We start from the raw sequence: 15,822 nt of genomic DNA, 5'->3' as shown, positions 1-15,822 counted from the left end.
TCAGTCTCCGATGCCCTCATAAGCAGGCATCGCGTCATAATCAATATTCGCATACTCGAGCACCAAGTCATGCGCTGCCTTGCCGTATTCCTCTTTGTAGTCTTCCATTGCCAGCGCAACGGCATTTTCTCCGTCTTTGCCAAATGCGGAGACAATCGCCTGCCGCATCGCACTATACAGATGGCCTACATGATATTCCCACGGCATTTTTGCTTTTCCGCCAATTTTGTTCCGTTTTTCTGCAAACGCCTCCATCCGTTCTGTCGGCACACCGCAACCGTCAAAAATAAAATCGCAGAACTCATCCCCCAGTGTCCGGTTCGCCAGCAGCTTCAGTTCCATTCCGTTATAACCGCGTGCCAGCGCTGCGTCTACATCCTTGCAGTAATAGCTTCCGTACTCCAGCAGTCCACGCTTACTCCATTCGGTATACCACGGGCAGCAATGGTTTTCCATATGTACCTCCGGTGCATATTGCGGGAAACGAAGATCCATTTGCCCTGGGAAAGCCTCCCATTCGCCATAAACCAGATAGTTTTCCACATCGAGCGGATTTCCATCCGCCTGCGTGCGCAGCGCCATGCGGCGCCCCCGCTGCTCACCATAATGCCTTACACCCGCCGTTACCGCAGCCTTGCCCGCCTCTCCAAAAGCATCTATCGTCCGTTTTGCCAAATAGGCAAACAGCATTGCGTGATGGGACGCCGACGAAAGAATAACATCCATAGAAAAACCTCCCTTTTGAAAATCAAACACACTTCTTCATCCCAATGTCTGCATCTGTTCCAGATAAAGCTGCAGAAAGTGCAATATTTCCTCCCCCTTTTCTTTTGATACCGCTTCCCCATACTGTTCCATCACGCGATCCATCGCCTCATGGTAGCGCTTATGCCCTTCATACGCCTGTACTCCAAGCTCTGTCAGATGGAAGTATACTTCCTTTTGATTACTTACATATTTGTAGCGGCGCAGTAGTCCAATTTTCTCGAGCTTTCCAACGCTTTTGGACACAGCACCTTTCGTCAATCCCAGCTGATTAGAGAGCTCCGTCAGATTGAGCGCTCGGGTCGCCGCAATGCATTCTATCGCATGAATCTCGGACGGATACAACTCCACCCCTGAGCAGTATTCATGTTTAGAGCGCTGCAAATTGGTATAACAGTTAAAGAGGCGAACCATAATTGTTTCTGTTTCCTGGTAAAAGTTTTCCACATTTCCACCTCTTTTTGTTTCCTGTTAAACAAAATATAACACCACCTGCTTGGTCTGTCAATCTCTTTTCTATCCTATTATATTTTTCATATATTATGACAACTTTTCATTCGTTTATTTGTGATAAAGTAACATATTTCATTTTATTTTTGTATACGCATATTCTTATTTATTATTTATTTTTTCTCAAGAAATTTTTTCAGGAGGCGTACCCTCTCACATCACACAAAAAATACCACAGGCCATATGCCTGTGGTATTTTCCTTCCCTATTCATCGTTCTCCCTGATCACGCAGTTTAAACCTGTCGATCAGTCCTTTCAGCATCTGCGCCTGCCCCGACAATTCCTCACTTGCCGCAGCCGATTGCTCTGCAGTTGCGGAATTAGTCTGCACAACACTGGATATCTGGTCAATCCCCTGCTGGATCTGCACGATCGAATCACTCTGCTTCTCCACAGCTACAGCCACCTCATCCATACCAGATACCGCGCTTCCTGCAGAGTCCAGCACACGGGAGACGGCTTCCGTCACACTCTGCATTATTTCTACGCCATCATCTACCGCGCAAATCGATCTTTCCACCAGCTCCTTTGTCGCTTTTGCCGCTTGGTCGGATTTGGAAGCAAGGTTCCGCACTTCGTCTGCAACGACTGCAAAGCCTTTCCCTGCCGAACCAGCGCGTGCGGCTTCCACCGCCGCGTTCAGGGCAAGTATATTCGTCTGGAATGCAATGTTTTCAATTGTGGCGATAATCTTCCCGATTTCCTGTGAAGCTTCGGATATATTCTGCATAGCTTCGCTCATTTTCGCAATGGATTCATTGCTCAACTTCAGTTCCTCGCCTGCATGATCGACCGCATCCTTAGCCTTCAGCGCCATGGCAGCCGTATGCCGACTACCATTCGAAATATCGTCGATCGTGGCAGACAGCTCCTGTACCGCGCTCGCCTGTTCGGTTGCTCCCTGCGCAAGCGCCTGTGCGCCGTTGGATACCTGCGCAGAACCAGCCGCCACCTGATCGGCCGCTCCATTAATGCGGTTCAACGTATCGCTCAGAGTACGGTTAATCTGCCGTACCGCCAGCAAAATGCTTTGGTACGCGCCTACATAGTGTGCTTCTTCCCGTGTGTGAATACGGAAATTTCCGGCGCTCATCTCATTCAGAAGATAATTGATGTCCCCAATGATTGCTTTCAGACTTTCCACCATATCCTGAAAGGCTTTTGACAGGCTTCCTATCTCATCCTGAGATGATGCATCAAGGTGGATATCCAGATCGCCTTCGGCAATCCCTCGTGCGGCCTGAACCACATGCTGCACCGGTGCCAGCATACGTTTCAGCACCATGGTAACCGTCAGCAGGATCAATACGAGCGCCAGTGCGGAAAGAAGGAGAAGAAGCATGGTGGTACTACGGACAGCCCGCTGTGCATCTGACGTATACAGTCCGGTCGAGGACCACCATGTTTCGCCCCCTACTTTAACAGGGCAATAGAACACCGTCGTTTCTGTACCGTCCGGACGTTCTTTTTCCATCGAGAACGCAGTCTGTGCGGCCATACGGTCGGACAATTCCTGCTTTTGCTTCTCATCCACCGTAAAATCCGTCACAATATTTTTGCCCACATCATCCAGCGTCTCACTGTCCCAGACAATGCTGCCGCTGCCGTTACATATCGTTACCCACATTGAGGAATAGTTATCGCTCGATGTTTTAGTTTCCGCAAAAGCATTGAGGTCCACGCTGGCTATTACCGTACCCAGCACCTTATTGTTATGCAGGATCGGCGTTCCATAGGATACGACCAGCCCCTCCCCATACGAATATGGCTGTGAAATATAGGATCGTTTTTCCTGCACTGGTATCATGTAGGAAGCTTCCTTCGCATAATCTTCATAAGACTGATAGGGGGTAAACGAGGAATCCACGGTATTGGTATCAATATAAAAGCCATAATCCCGTATATCGCTTTCAAACGCATACGGTTCAAACATAACGCCAACACCGATGATGCCATTGTTCTCTTTTACCAGATTGCGCGCCGTTTGCACAATAAACTGCTCCGCACTGTGCGAGATAGGCGTCAGGTTTTTCCCGCTATACAATTCACTCTGAAACAACGCCGCCGCTTCCGGTGATTGCGGCACGGTATTTTCCTCCGGCTTCTGCACCGCTTTTTCAAAGGCGTCCTCCATATAGTTCTGCATTCCCTGCGCCGCATTTTCTACCGAATTGAAAATATTCTGAACTGCTTCTCCGTTTGCTTCTGCCAATGAGGACAGTTCGCCAGAAATCCCTTTTTGAATAGCCGACTGCGTCGTAAAGACCGTTACCGCTACCAGCGCCCCCAAAGCAACAAAAAGTGCCATGCCAATCCAGATTGCCAGCTTGGACGCCAGCTTCAGTTTTTTCAATATGTTCTCCCCCTATCAAGATATATAGATAATATCGTCAATTTGTCAAAAAAGTTTAGTTTTCTTAATCGGCCTTTGAGCAAAAAAGCAAAGCGGCCGTATCATTGAAATACGGCCGCTTTGCGGATATGAAAAAAGTTGTAACAAGCGAACTATCCAATCAATAAATCAGGTTTACCAAGCCGGTCGAGAAAACTGGAACAAAGGTCAAGGCGAGCAAGCATCCGGCCAGCAACAGATAAAACGGCACTGCCTCCTTGATAAAATCCTTTGTTTTACATTCTGTGACGCCGCAGGCTACGAACATCAGCGTTCCCATCGGCGGCGTAAACGCGCCGATCGCATTGGCGAAAATAAATACCATCGCAAAATGGATGGGATCCAGCCCATACGCTGCCGCTGCAGGCGCGAACAACGGGACCAGGACAATCATGCTGGCATTGCCCTCGACAAACATGCCTACAATAATCAGGAATACATCCACCGCAACCAAGAAAACCCACTTATTGTCGATCACATTGATCATCCACTCGGTAAATTGCTGAGGGATCATCTCCTTGGTCAGAATCCATGAGAACGTGGACGCGGCGGCAACGATCAGCATGATAGAAGATGTCGTCGTCAACGTTTCCTGAAGCCCCTGTGCAAATTGCTTTGCGCTCAGGTCATGGTAAAGGATGCCCAGCAGAAGCGAATACGCGATAGCCACCGCACCGGCCTCAGTCGCGGTGAAAATGCCCAGACGCACGCCGCCGATAATAATGATAGGCAGGCACAGCGGCAAAATCGCAGGCTTGAAAGAAGACCAGAACATATCGCCGGTCATTTTCGTGGTGCGGAGCGGCAGGTACTTACGCTTCCTCGAGATCAGGGATACCATGAACATCATCGTAATGCACAGCAGCAAACCGGGTCCGATTCCGGCGACGAACAGCTTACCGATCGATACGTTGGCAATACAGCCGTACAGGATCAGGCCGATTCCGGGCGGGATCAGCGGGGTGATCATAGAAGACGCTGCGGTCACAACCGTGGAGAAAGACTTGCTGATCCCTTTTTTCTCCATTTCTGGGACAAGCATTTTCGCCTCCATTGCGGCATCAGCCAGCGCGGATCCGGACAGTCCGCCCATCAGCGTGGAGAGCAGGATATTGACCTGGCTTAGACCGCCGTACATGCGGCCGGTCAGTACCGAGCAGAAATCCATGATGCGCTTGGTGACACCCGTATAGTTCATCAGGACACCCGCGCATACAAAGAACGGGATCGCCAAAAGAGTAACGCTTTCCGCGCCCGTGATCGCCTGCTGCGCGAACACGGCCGAGTTAATGCCCGGGCTCATGACGAAATACACGATTGACGCACCCAAAACCGATGCAAACACCGGTACTTTCATAAATAAAAGAACAAGCAGCGCAATGACCATCATAACGACAGGAGTATTCATGATTATGCTTCCTCCTTTTCGTTTTGAGCCGGGGTAAGGAATACTTTCTTTACGGTTTCATAAGTATAGCTGATCAGCATGAGGATGATGGATACCGGCGCTACTCCGTAAATCACGGAATAGGGCGCCATCAAAATCGGCGTTTTGCGACCCGTGCGGGCCAGTACGCTGATAAATTCCAGGCTGCGGAAGAAGAAATAAATCAGGATCGCATACATCAGGATCATGATCAGCACTTCTATCACACGCTGCACCTTTTGCGGAAATGCATCCACCAATATTTCGATCGCGACATGGCTCTTGGTGTGGAACGCGACGGGCGCGGCCAGGAAGGTGATCCATACCATGCACGCAACCTGCACTTCTTCCTCCCAGGTAAACGGACTGTTGAACAAATACCGCGCAAGCACGCCGAAAAATGTACATGCAATCAGGATTACTAGGATCGCCGCAGCCAATACAGCCTCCACCTTGACCAGTGCGTCCAGCACTTTTTTCATTATATTGCCCTCCTGCTTCTGTGCGATCCAAAGTTTTATTTGCCCATTGCCGCTTGTACCGTGTCGTACAGGCCTTCGCTCCAGCCAAAGGTGTCGCCCATTTCATAGAAGGGCTGCGCGGCTTCTTTCCACTCGGCAAGCTGGTCGTCGGTCAGTTCGGTGATCTCGACGCCTGCGTCCACCAGCATCTGACGGTATTCCTCATCAGCCTGCTCCTGCAGTTCGTTGTTATAAAGGCCGGCTTCCTCGGCAGTGCTGTAGAGCAGCTCCTGCTGCTCCGCAGAGAGCGTGTTCAGGAAATCCGTTCCAATGCACCAGGTCGTAAAGTTCTTGATATGGCCGGTCATCAGGATGTACTTGGCGACCTCCTGGAAGCTCTGGCCGTACAGCGTGCTGAGCGGGTTCTCAACGCCATCGAGCGTGCCATTCTGAAGCGAGGTGTACACATCGCCCAGCGCCATCGGGACCGCGGTGGCACCCAACGCATTGAAACCCTCCACATAGATCTGGCTGCTCGCCAGACGGATCTTCTTGCCCTTGATATCAGCAGGCGTCACCACCTTGCTCTTGGTCATCAGCTCACGCTCACCATAGATCCAGTTGGACGCAAGGATGGTCAAGCCTTTTTCCTTCAGCTTTTCACATTCGTCCGCATACCAGTCGCTGTCCAGCAGGGTCCAGACATCCTCCCAGGTATCGAAGAAGAACGGGCCGTACAGGATGCCCATATCCGGCAGGCCGTAATCTGCGTAGAACGCGCCATCGGCAATGGTGATGATGTTTTCGCCCATTACCATCTGGTCGATCAGCTCGCTCTTACTGCCGAGCGCGCTGTTTGCGAACAGCTCCAGCTTCATGGTACCGCCGCTCTGCTCCTCTACCAACTCGGCCCACTTTTCCACCGCCTGGCCGATCGGCTCTTCATTGGTGTTTTCAAAGCCCACCTGAATCGTAACCGGAGACGCCGCATTCGCGGCGCCCGCGCCACCCGTGCCATCCGCAGTGTCCGTGTTTGGGGTGCTGCTGGAGCAAGCCGTTAACGATCCAAGGCACATCGCCAAGGCAAGCAAAGCTGCAAAACGTCTTTTCATAGGTAATTCCTCACTTTCTTTTCCTCTTGGTTTATTCTCTTCTAAAATCAAATTCCGCTTTCACGATTTCTGCGGAATGTTGATCCATGTCCTGAAATGCGGCGCCGGCGTCTGCGATCGGGTAGGTGCGGGAAATCAGCTTGGTCAAATCGACAAAGCCGTCCTTTACCAGCTTCATGGTCGCGGCAAAATCCGCTTTTGTCGCGCCGCGGCTCCCGAACACATTAAGCTCCTTGCGCTGCAGCTCCAAAAAATTGAAATCGGCGTTATGCTTCGCGACACCGATGACCACCATCCGCCCCTGGCTTGCCGCAGCTTCCACACAGCCCAAGAAGGTCGACGGGGCTCCAACCGCTTCAATGGTGACGTCAAAGCCGTCGCCGTTTGTGATCTTCTGCACATACGCCCGTAGGGCGTCGGGGCTGTCGTTCACGAAGCTCCCGCTGAAGCCGAACTCGCGCTCTGCCAATTCGAGCTTATCCTTTGCAATATCCGTGATGTGGACCTCTGCCCCAAAGCTCCGCGCGGCCACGCCGGCCAAAATACCAATCGCACCCGCACCGATCACCAGTACCTTATCGCCTGGCTGTACGTCCGCGCGGCTCACACCGTGATAGCTGATGCAAAACGGCTCGATCAGCGCAAGAGACTCCGGCGCGATCCCCTGCCCGTCATACAGGCGTTCTACCGGCATGATAAAGTATTCGCTGAATGCGCCTTCACGCTGCACACCCATTGTCTGGTTATTAACGCAGCAGTTTACAAAGCCGCGGCGGCAGCTATAGCATTTGCCGCAATTGAAATAGGGATTGCCCGTCACGACCATGCCCGGCCGGATACCATACGGATTATCCTCAACCGCAACGACCTCAGCCGCGAACTCATGCCCAATCGTGCGTGGATAGCTGACATAGGCAGACGCACCCCGAAACGAGGCCAGGTCACTCCCGCACACGCCGCCGACCAGCATTTTCAAAAGCGCCTCTCCTTTTGCCGCTTCTGGGCGCTCCTGTTCATCCGTTACTGCCTTCCCGGGCTCGGTGATTACAATGGCTTTCAAGTAAATCGACCTCTTTTCAATCAAAGCATAGGGGTTACTTTACTTCTGTCATGAATTGGGGCAGGAAACGGAAGCCCCAGCCGTCCCCCTCACGCTGCAGGGCAAAGCCGTTTTGAATGGTCATCGGCTCGTCAATAATGGCGTCGATCCAGTCAAAGCTCTCCGCACCATAGGGGTTGGAGACCGTAGCCAGCAGCGGCACATCATAGTCCTTGTAGTAGTGCGGCAGCACCGGAATGTTGTAGGCGTTGGCGAGCGCCGCGCTGTCCCGCCAGGCTTCTACGCCGCCCAGGCGGATCAGGTCCGGCTGCCAAAGGTCAAGCGCGCGCCGGCCGATCAGCTCGCGCAGCGCCACGGTACTGTATTCCCGCTCTCCCATGGCAAGGCTGATATGCGTTTTCGCGTGAATGGTCGCGTAGCCCTCAAAATCCGTGTTGACGACCGGCTCCTCGAACCAGAAGATACCGATGTCCTCCACCAGGCTGATCAGCTTGATCGCACTGGGTACGTCCATCCCCTGATTCGCGTCCATCATGATCTTCAGTTCGGGACCCACCGCTTCGCGGACCAGATGCAGGCGACGGATATCACGTTCCATATCCGGACTGCCAACTTTGATCTTGACGGCAGTGAAGCCTCGCTTCTTATAGTCCACAACCTCTTCGACCAGCTCCTCATCGCTATAACTGAGCCAGCCGCCGCTGCCGTATACCGGAATGGGCTTCCTGTGACAGCCAAACATGCGGTAGATCGGCTGTTTGTTCATACGGCTCCAAACGTCCCACAAGGCGACATTGAGCGTGGCCAGCGCCCAGCGCTGTAGGCCGACGATGCCGAAATACTCGCTCTCGATCTCGTAATCTTTCTGTATCTGCGCGGTTTCATATACGCGGTAGTCGCGCTCCAAAACAAAGCGTCTCAGGTCTTTCAGCGCACCCTCAATAGCATTGGGGCTGTAATGGAAGCTTAACAGGTAGCCCTGACCGATTTCTCCGCTGGCGCTCTCTACCTCCAGCACATAGAACGCGATCTTGCTGATGTCGTGCGTCGCATCCGCGATCGGCTTACTGATTCTGCTGACCGCCTGGTAAATATGTATGTCCTTGATAAGAGTTTTCGAAGCATCCATAGATAGATATTCCTTTCTGATCTTAGAGTGAATAATGGCCTTATTGATATATCACAGATATTATAAAACAGAAATAAATATATTTCAACCGTAAAATATCAAATTAACCACTTGCTTTTTTACCAAAGTTTTTGTATGATAATTGTAAGTTCTGTCAGAAGACTGGGGCAGCGCTTCCGACGGTAAAAAATAGGAAAAGGGGTATTTTTGTGTCGGGAAAACGAGCGAAATCTATGGTTGCCGAGGCGCATAGATATCTTTATGAAAAAATCGTTTCCTGTCAATATTTGCCGGGACAGGCGATCAACGAAAAGGAGCTGTTGGATGAGACTGGCTTTGGCCGGACGCCTCTGCGCGAAGCGCTTCTGGCATTACAAAAGGAAGGCCTGGTGGAGATTTTCCCGCGCAAGGGGATGCGGATCGCCCCCTATACCGAAAAGTCAGTCGTCGAGCTGTATCAGGCACGGAAGCTTATGGAACCAAACATAACAACCGAATATAAAACGCTTTATTCCAAAGACAAGCTGCTGGATTTTCAAACACAGTTCCAGCACTCCGACACGCTGACCGACCTAGCACGGTTCAACCTAGATGCTGATTTCCACTCTTACCTGATAGCTATTACGGGCAACTCCATATTGATCAATATGTACCAGTCCCTCATGGTGCAGCAGGTGCGTCTGGGCATGTATGCCGTGACCCGATCATCGGCCACCCGCTCGGACGATTTGAAGCAGCACGTCGCCATCATCGACGCGTTGCTGCGCGAAAACGAGGAGGATGTGCGTGACGCGATCATCGTACACATCAATCACTCCATGATTCGCTCACTGAACGCGATTCGGGACACATGAAAACAGAAAAGGACGGGGAGCATATCCAAATATGCTTCCCGTCCTTTTTGTCCATTTATAAAATGCCGAATTTCGCGAACGCTTCCGTGGCGGACATCCCTTCTTCGATCGCTTTTCGTACAAGCTTTTCACCGGACGCCTTTTCGATTGCTTTTCCGATGCACTCGGCCGCGGCCTCGCGCGGGATAATCAGCACACCGTCGATATCCGCGAATACGACGTCCCCATCGTGAATCGTGACCTGTCCGATTTCAATCGGGCAGCGGAAGTCCACTACATTGGTGCGAATGCTGGAATCCTGCGCCCACCGGTCCTTGGCAAATACAGGAAAATTTTGGCTGAGGACTTGCGGCGTATCCCGCGTATAGCCATCTACGACTGCGCCGGCGGCGTGGCGCGCTTTGGCTGTTGCGGTCAGCAGCTCCCCCCAGAGCGCACTGTTATGCGCGCCAGTAGCCAAATACACGTCGTTTGGCCTCAGCTGGTCGAGCGCTTCGGTAAGGTAACCGAACGGCTTTTTCTGTGGGCAAAATACGTCCTGCTCTAACACGGTGCAGGCTCGTCCAGCAATTTTCATATCCGGCCGGAGCGGATGCAGATAAGGAGGAAGAAATTGATGGGCAAAGCCCATCGCATCCAGAATATCCCCTACAACCGGCGTATACAGCTTGTCTTTCATCAGGGAGAACATCTCGTCGTCATTTTGAAAATGTTTCATGAAGCATGCTCCTTTTACAGAAAAAATGTTGCGAAAAGAATTCTGATATATCACTTGTATTATAATATCTGTTGTGATATAATTCAAGCAGTTTTTTCGAAGGTGTTTTAATTTCTTTGACAGGAGGCTTGATTTATGGTTATTGCAAAATTTGAAACATGGTGGATCGACCGGGGAAAGTGCCTGTTTGATGAAAAGCGCCAGGGCGGCGCCAAAATGGGCTGGGATGTCATTGCAATCCGGCTTACCACCGATACGGGCATTGAAGGCATCTCCACCTGTATGGCGGCGCGTAGCGGCGGCGTCAGTGAAAGCTATCTCCACGACAGCATCGCGCCTGTTGTATTGGGACGGGACCCGCATGACAGAGAGGCTATTTTCCACGATCTGTGGAACATCGACCGTCATGAGGCCTTTTTCCCTGTATTTCTCCCGGGACCGGTAGATGTGGCCCTGTGGGATATCTGCGCGAAAGCTGCGGGGCTGCCGCTTTACCAATACATCGGGGCATATCGGACGAGCCTGCCGGTTTACGCCAGCGGAAACTTCCACGGGACTGTACAGGAATATGTGGACGAAGCGGTTTACTACAAAAGCCAAGGCATCCCCGGCTATAAGGCCCATCCGGGCGGTCCGGTATCATTTGATATGCAGGTGCATCAGGCGATCCGCGATGCGGTAGGACCGGATTATGTGCTCATGAGCGACCCTGTGGGCGAATACACCATGGGAGATGCCATCCTGGTGGGGCGCCAGCTCGAGCACCTGGGCTATAAATGGTTTGAGGAACCCTTCCGCGATTTTGAGCTGTACAAATACACCGAGCTGTGCCGCGCCCTGGATATCCCGATTGCAGCTACGGAAACCACACGCGGCTGTCATTGGGGGGTTGCGCAGGTGATTGCGCAGCGCGCGGCGGATATTGTGCGCGCAGATGTGAGCTGGAAAGACGGCGTTACGGGGACACTGAAGATCGCCCACATGGCGGAAGCTTTCGGCATGAATTGCGAGCTGCACACGACAACGATGAACTATATGGATCTGGTCAATGTGCATGTAAGCTGCGCGATCCGCAATTGCGAGTATTTTGAGTATTTTGTACCAGAAGATAATTACCGCCTGCCCATGAAAGGCAACCTTCCCATCCACAACGGTGTCATCACCGTGCCGGAAAAGCCCGGAATCGGCACTGAACTAGATTGGGAGTTGATTGAAAAAAGCTGCCACAGCTACCGCTTTCAGGAAATTTAAGAAAGGAGATTTATCATGAAAGCCTTGGAAGGACGTATCGGCATCGTTACCGGAGGAAGCAGCGGAATTGGGTATGCCATATCCAATGTACTGGCAGAGGCGGGCGCAACCGTGTATGCGGTAAGCCGTACCGGAAAAGTAAAGGACGGAATGCCTGCCAGCGCGCTGGGGGTAATCCATGTGCAGGGTGATGTCACGAACGATGCGCGCATGCGCGAGATCGTCGAGCAAGCCAGCGGAAAACAGTCGTTGGATTTTCTGGTCAACAACGCAGGCATCACAAAAAAATGCCGGGCCGAGGATTTCCCAGCAGAGGATTTTGCACATATCCTGCAGGTGAACATCCACAGCGTCTTCCGTCTCTGCCAGTTATGCTACCCGTATTTGAAAAACAGCCGGCATAAGGGGCGCATCGTGAGCATCAGCAGCATGGCCGCGCATCTTGGCTTTACCGAAGTGGTCCCTTACTGCACAAGTAAGGCAGCAGTATGCGGCATGACCCGCGGTCTCGCGGTAGAATGGGCGAATGACAACCTCTGTGTGAACAGCATTGCCCCGGGCTGGTTCCCCAGCGAAATGAGCAAGCAGGTCATGACACCGGAACGGAAAGCCGCCATCCTGGGCCGAATGCCGGTGCATGCGTTTGGCGATACCAGAGATTTAGGCGAAATGACAAAATTCCTGCTGAGTGATGGCGCAAAATATATCACAGGACAGGATTTTGCTGTGGATGGCGGCGCGCTGGCATACGGATTCTGATGCAAGGCACAGGTTGCCATCTATCTGTGTCTTTATCCTCCGCAAAAATAAATGAGAGCGCCGCTCCAGCCCTTAGAACTGGAGCGGCGCTTTTTGTATTTGCGTAAGTTTCCAAGGCAGAACAGGTCAAAAGCCATGTGCATGTGCAGCCGGACGGCAACATCTTGCCAGCCGTTCATTCCATCGCGGCGGTTTGCTCCGCGCCGCTGGCCAGAAACGCTGCGACCCGCCGGCCGACCCGCCGCATCAGCACCAATGCGCAGACCAGCGCTGCGCCCTCGGCGATTGGAAACGCAGACCATACCAGCAACTCCGCGTTCGGCAAGCGAGTGAGCAGCCACGCAAGAGGAAGCGCGACCACGATCAGGCGGATGAGCGACAGCAAAAGCGACTGCACGCCGCAGCCAAACGCCTGGAGTATCCCTTGGAACGCGATGTTCGCCCCCGCAAACAGATAGCCGGGCGTGATAATGCGGATGGCATAAATACAAAGCTGCCGCGCCTCCTCGGATACCGCAAAAATCCCGATCAGTTGATGCGCGAACACCTGCAACGCGACAGCGCCCGCTCCCAGAATCACCAGTGTATACAGCATGCCGTACCGTATCCCACTGTCCACCCGCATTTTGTCCCGCCGACCAAAGTTGTAGCTGATGATCGGGATCATCGCGTTGTTCATACCGAACGCCGCAAAAAAGACAAACTGCTGGATCTTATAATAAATTCCATAGGCAGTCACCGCGGCGGTCGAAAGCGACCCCAGGACAATATTCACTCCGTAGGTCATAAAAGACATCAAAGCCTGCATGATGATGGCCGGAATGCCGATTTTATAGATCTCCTGAATAATGGAACGCTGCGGCGCCAGATACCGCAAGCTGGTGTCAAAATACTTCCGGTTCGCCGCGGTGTGAAAGAGGAAGCCCAGCATAAGCGATACGAACTGCCCGATAACCGTCGCATACGCGGCGCCATCCACACCCATGGCCGGACAGCCGAACCAACCGAAGATCATAATCGGATCAAGGATGATATTAACGACCACACCGGACATCTGTGCAATCGTGGCTAACATGGTGCAGCCGGTCGCCTGTAGCAGCTTTTCATAAATCATGTAGACCACGCAGCCGAACGACAGAACCGAGCAGATGCGCAGATAGCTGCTTGCCAGTTCTATCACCAGCGCATCTGACGTTTGCGACCGGATATAGACCCCCACGCCGAGCAGTCCGAACAGCAGGAACACCGCATAGGTACAGCAGCTCAGGAAAATGGAATTGCCGGATATACGGCTGCTTTTCTCGCGGTTCCCCTCCCCCAGGTTACGGGAGAGCAGCGCATTGGTGCCGACGCCAGTACCGACGCCGATCGCCACGATCAGCATTTGGATCGGGAACGCCAGCGTCAGCGCATTGACCGCGTAATCGCCCAGGTTCGGCACCGCCGGATCGGTCATGCAGCTTACGAAATAGCTGTCCACAATGTTATAAAAGGCCTGTAGCACCATGGACAGGATCATCGGCACCCCCATCGTGAACACCAGGCGGTTCATCGGAACGCTCCCCATTTTGTTACTCACGTTTTCTGTTGTTTTCATGGTTCCTCCTTTTTCTTCCAAGGGAGACTTTTGGGGGAAAGCTGCCATAACCCGTTTTTTTGATTGCACCGCACAAAAAAAGTGTAAACCCGATCCGGATTTACACTTTGCAGCCACTCGATTGATATAATTATAGCAATCTTTTTCTATTCTGTCAAGCGCACAAAAGGGGCTTCTCATGTAGTGATTGGTGATTATCTCTATATTTCCTTTTGTTTTTTCGTCACTTTCACAACCACTTATCAGCCACAACAAAAACTTCAACCAATTTTACATATATTATGGTTCTTTTATTGTTTTATTCCGGTTATTTTGCTGATTGACGCGGCATATTGGGTATGGTATATTGGTTTTTGCAAGCAAGAAATAACAATTATATAACCAAGATATTACACATTTTAACCCGCAACCATTTTGTTTTCCGCTTGCCCGAACGTGCAGACAAACCGTTCCCGATCCCCGAACCGGCCGGAGATCGCCCCTTGTCCTGCTGGTCGGTATAGACACAGGCTGAACGCCGGCGCTCCGTCGGCATGGCAATAAACATCAAACCAGAAGGAGACTTGAACATGGATTTCCAGTTGACCCGTGAGCAGCAATTGGTTCGCCAGATGATGCGTGACTTCACTGAAAACGAAGTAAAGCCCATCGCCGCCGAAACCGATAAAACCAGCACCTATCCGCGCGACACCATCGAAAAGCTTTTCGATATCGGCGTAATGGGTATGATCGTTCCCGAACAGTACGGCGGCGCCGGTGCGGACGACACCTGCTCCGCTATCGCGATTGAGGAGTTATCCAAGCAGTGTGCTTCGACCGGCGATATCCTGGCCACCCACAACGGTCTGTGCTGCGGCCCGATCATGGCGAACGGCACTGAGGAGCAGAAGCAGAAGTACCTCCGCATGCTGACCAAGGGCCACAAGGTCGGCGCGTTCGCACTTACCGAGCCAGATGCCGGTTCGGATGCCGCCAAGGGTACCTGTGTTGCCGAACTGCAGGGGGATCACTATGTACTCAACGGCTCCAAAATCTTTATCACCAACGGCTATGTAGCGGATGTGTTTGTCGTTTTCGCCATGACCGACCGGAGTAAGGGAACAAAGGGTATCTCCGCTTTTATTGTGGAAAGCTCGTTCCCCGGCTTCTCCGTCGGCAAGCATGAGGAAAAGCTCGGCCTGCACGGTTCGCCCACGGCGGAGATCGTGTTCACCGACTGCATCGTCCCTAAGGAAAACCTGCTCGGTGCAGAGGGTAAGGGCTTCAAGATCGCGATGCAGACGCTGGACGGCGGCCGTATCGGCATCGCTGCACAGGCGCTCGGCATTGCGGAGGGGGCCATGGAGGAATCCATCAAGTTTGCCAAGACGCGCGAGCAGTTCGGGCGCCCGATCGCCAAATTCCAGAATACCCAGTTTGTTTTTGCCGACATGCACGTCGCCATTGAAGCCGCCCGTCTCCTCACCTACAAGGCGGCTGCGGTCAAGGCATCGGGCGCACGCTTCACGCTGGAGGCGGCGACCGCCAAGCTGTTCGCCTCGGAAGCGGCAATGAAGATCACCACCAAGGCGGTCCAAATCCATGGCGGCTACGGCTATACCAAGGATTACCCTGTCGAGCGCATGATGCGCGACGCCAAGATCACCGAAATTTACGAGGGAACGAGCGAGATCCAGCGCGTCGTAATCTCTGGCAACATTCTCGGCAAGTAAGAAAAGGAGGAGAACAGAACTATGAAAGCAATCGTATGTGTAAAGCAGGTTCCGGATACCTCCGGCAAGGTAGCG

The 15,822-nt window shown here is 52.4% G+C and carries 14 protein-coding genes; 4 read left to right on the top strand and 10 right to left on the bottom strand.

From position 1 onward, the window contains the following. From OCV66_RS13635 to OCV66_RS13600, 8 genes are all read right to left on the bottom strand, one after another. Entirely contained in the window at window positions 1–726 is a 726-nt protein-coding gene (locus OCV66_RS13635; RefSeq protein ID WP_147574518.1) for an L-2-amino-thiazoline-4-carboxylic acid hydrolase, read from the bottom strand. A 36-nt stretch (window positions 727–762) separates the two neighbouring features. Continuing rightward, window positions 763–1,212 (bottom strand): MarR family transcriptional regulator, encoded by a 450-nt coding sequence (locus OCV66_RS13630; protein ID WP_147574517.1) that lies wholly within the window; start codon window positions 1,210–1,212, stop codon window positions 763–765. 272 nt (window positions 1,213–1,484) lie between these two features. Further along, window positions 1,485–3,629, bottom strand: a complete 2,145-nt coding sequence (locus tag OCV66_RS13625) for a methyl-accepting chemotaxis protein (RefSeq protein ID WP_242977915.1) — start codon at window positions 3,627–3,629, stop codon at window positions 1,485–1,487. Window positions 3,630–3,789: 160 nt separating this feature from the next. After that, window positions 3,790–5,076, bottom strand: a complete 1,287-nt coding sequence (locus OCV66_RS13620) for a TRAP transporter large permease (protein WP_054328212.1) — start codon at window positions 5,074–5,076, stop codon at window positions 3,790–3,792. 2 nt (window positions 5,077–5,078) lie between these two features. Continuing rightward, a complete protein-coding gene (locus tag OCV66_RS13615) occupies window positions 5,079–5,576 on the bottom strand; it encodes a TRAP transporter small permease (protein ID WP_054328211.1) in 498 nt (165 codons plus the stop codon). Window positions 5,577–5,611: 35 nt separating this feature from the next. Beyond that, window positions 5,612–6,667: a C4-dicarboxylate TRAP transporter substrate-binding protein gene (locus OCV66_RS13610; protein WP_147574516.1), complete on the bottom strand. Its 1,056-nt coding sequence runs from the start codon at window positions 6,665–6,667 to the stop codon at window positions 5,612–5,614. Between the two features lie 31 nt (window positions 6,668–6,698). Beyond that, window positions 6,699–7,727: a zinc-binding alcohol dehydrogenase family protein gene (locus OCV66_RS13605; RefSeq protein WP_147574515.1), complete on the bottom strand. Its 1,029-nt coding sequence runs from the start codon at window positions 7,725–7,727 to the stop codon at window positions 6,699–6,701. A gap of 34 nt (window positions 7,728–7,761) precedes the next feature. Continuing rightward, window positions 7,762–8,856 carry a mandelate racemase/muconate lactonizing enzyme family protein gene (locus OCV66_RS13600; protein ID WP_054328208.1) on the bottom strand — a complete coding sequence of 365 codons (1,095 nt, stop codon included), beginning with the start codon at window positions 8,854–8,856 and terminating at the stop codon, window positions 7,762–7,764. 209 nt (window positions 8,857–9,065) lie between these two features. On the opposite strand from OCV66_RS13600, the gene OCV66_RS13595 reads away from it, so the two are divergent. Next, complete coding sequence (locus OCV66_RS13595) at window positions 9,066–9,710, top strand: GntR family transcriptional regulator (RefSeq protein WP_242977913.1); 645 nt, start codon at window positions 9,066–9,068, stop codon at window positions 9,708–9,710. A 55-nt stretch (window positions 9,711–9,765) separates the two neighbouring features. Here the strand turns inward: OCV66_RS13595 and OCV66_RS13590 are convergent, their stop codons facing one another. Next, window positions 9,766–10,428, bottom strand: coding sequence for an RraA family protein (locus OCV66_RS13590; RefSeq protein ID WP_054328206.1), 663 nt, complete (start codon window positions 10,426–10,428; stop codon window positions 9,766–9,768). 135 nt (window positions 10,429–10,563) lie between these two features. On the opposite strand from OCV66_RS13590, the gene OCV66_RS13585 reads away from it, so the two are divergent. Continuing rightward, a complete protein-coding gene (locus OCV66_RS13585) occupies window positions 10,564–11,679 on the top strand; it encodes an enolase C-terminal domain-like protein (RefSeq protein ID WP_054328205.1) in 1,116 nt (371 codons plus the stop codon). A 15-nt stretch (window positions 11,680–11,694) separates the two neighbouring features. Then, window positions 11,695–12,438, top strand: coding sequence for an SDR family NAD(P)-dependent oxidoreductase (locus OCV66_RS13580; protein WP_107631638.1), 744 nt, complete (start codon window positions 11,695–11,697; stop codon window positions 12,436–12,438). A 175-nt stretch (window positions 12,439–12,613) separates the two neighbouring features. Here OCV66_RS13580 and OCV66_RS13575 read toward each other — a convergent pair whose 3' ends face one another. Beyond that, window positions 12,614–14,035, bottom strand: a complete 1,422-nt coding sequence (locus OCV66_RS13575; protein ID WP_054328204.1) for an MATE family efflux transporter — start codon at window positions 14,033–14,035, stop codon at window positions 12,614–12,616. A gap of 569 nt (window positions 14,036–14,604) precedes the next feature. Between OCV66_RS13575 and OCV66_RS13570 the strand changes: the two genes are divergently transcribed. After that, entirely contained in the window at window positions 14,605–15,747 is a 1,143-nt protein-coding gene (locus tag OCV66_RS13570) for an acyl-CoA dehydrogenase (RefSeq protein ID WP_107631636.1), read from the top strand. The last annotated feature ends 75 nt before the right edge of the window (window positions 15,748–15,822 follow it).

The organism is Agathobaculum ammoniilyticum, assembly GCF_025567315.1.
Taxonomy (GTDB): Bacteria; Bacillota; Clostridia; order Oscillospirales; family Butyricicoccaceae; genus Agathobaculum; species Agathobaculum ammoniilyticum.
Note: the sequence above shows the minus strand (reverse complement) of the source record. Positions and strands in the feature narration are given on the sequence as shown.

Coding starts and splice junctions, on each gene's coding strand:
- OCV66_RS13635 (WP_147574518.1), bottom strand. CDS start 726: ATGGATGTTATTCTTTCGTCGGCGTCCCATCACGCAATGCTGTTTGCC.
- OCV66_RS13620 (WP_054328212.1), bottom strand. CDS start 5,076: ATGAATACTCCTGTCGTTATGATGGTCATTGCGCTGCTTGTTCTTTTA.
- OCV66_RS13615 (WP_054328211.1), bottom strand. CDS start 5,576: ATGAAAAAAGTGCTGGACGCACTGGTCAAGGTGGAGGCTGTATTGGCT.
- OCV66_RS13610 (WP_147574516.1), bottom strand. CDS start 6,667: ATGAAAAGACGTTTTGCAGCTTTGCTTGCCTTGGCGATGTGCCTTGGA.
- OCV66_RS13600 (WP_054328208.1), bottom strand. CDS start 8,856: ATGGATGCTTCGAAAACTCTTATCAAGGACATACATATTTACCAGGCG.
- OCV66_RS13590 (WP_054328206.1), bottom strand. CDS start 10,428: ATGAAACATTTTCAAAATGACGACGAGATGTTCTCCCTGATGAAAGAC.
- OCV66_RS13585 (WP_054328205.1), top strand. CDS start 10,564: ATGGTTATTGCAAAATTTGAAACATGGTGGATCGACCGGGGAAAGTGC.
- OCV66_RS13580 (WP_107631638.1), top strand. CDS start 11,695: ATGAAAGCCTTGGAAGGACGTATCGGCATCGTTACCGGAGGAAGCAGC.
- OCV66_RS13575 (WP_054328204.1), bottom strand. CDS start 14,035: ATGAAAACAACAGAAAACGTGAGTAACAAAATGGGGAGCGTTCCGATG.
- OCV66_RS13570 (WP_107631636.1), top strand. CDS start 14,605: ATGGATTTCCAGTTGACCCGTGAGCAGCAATTGGTTCGCCAGATGATG.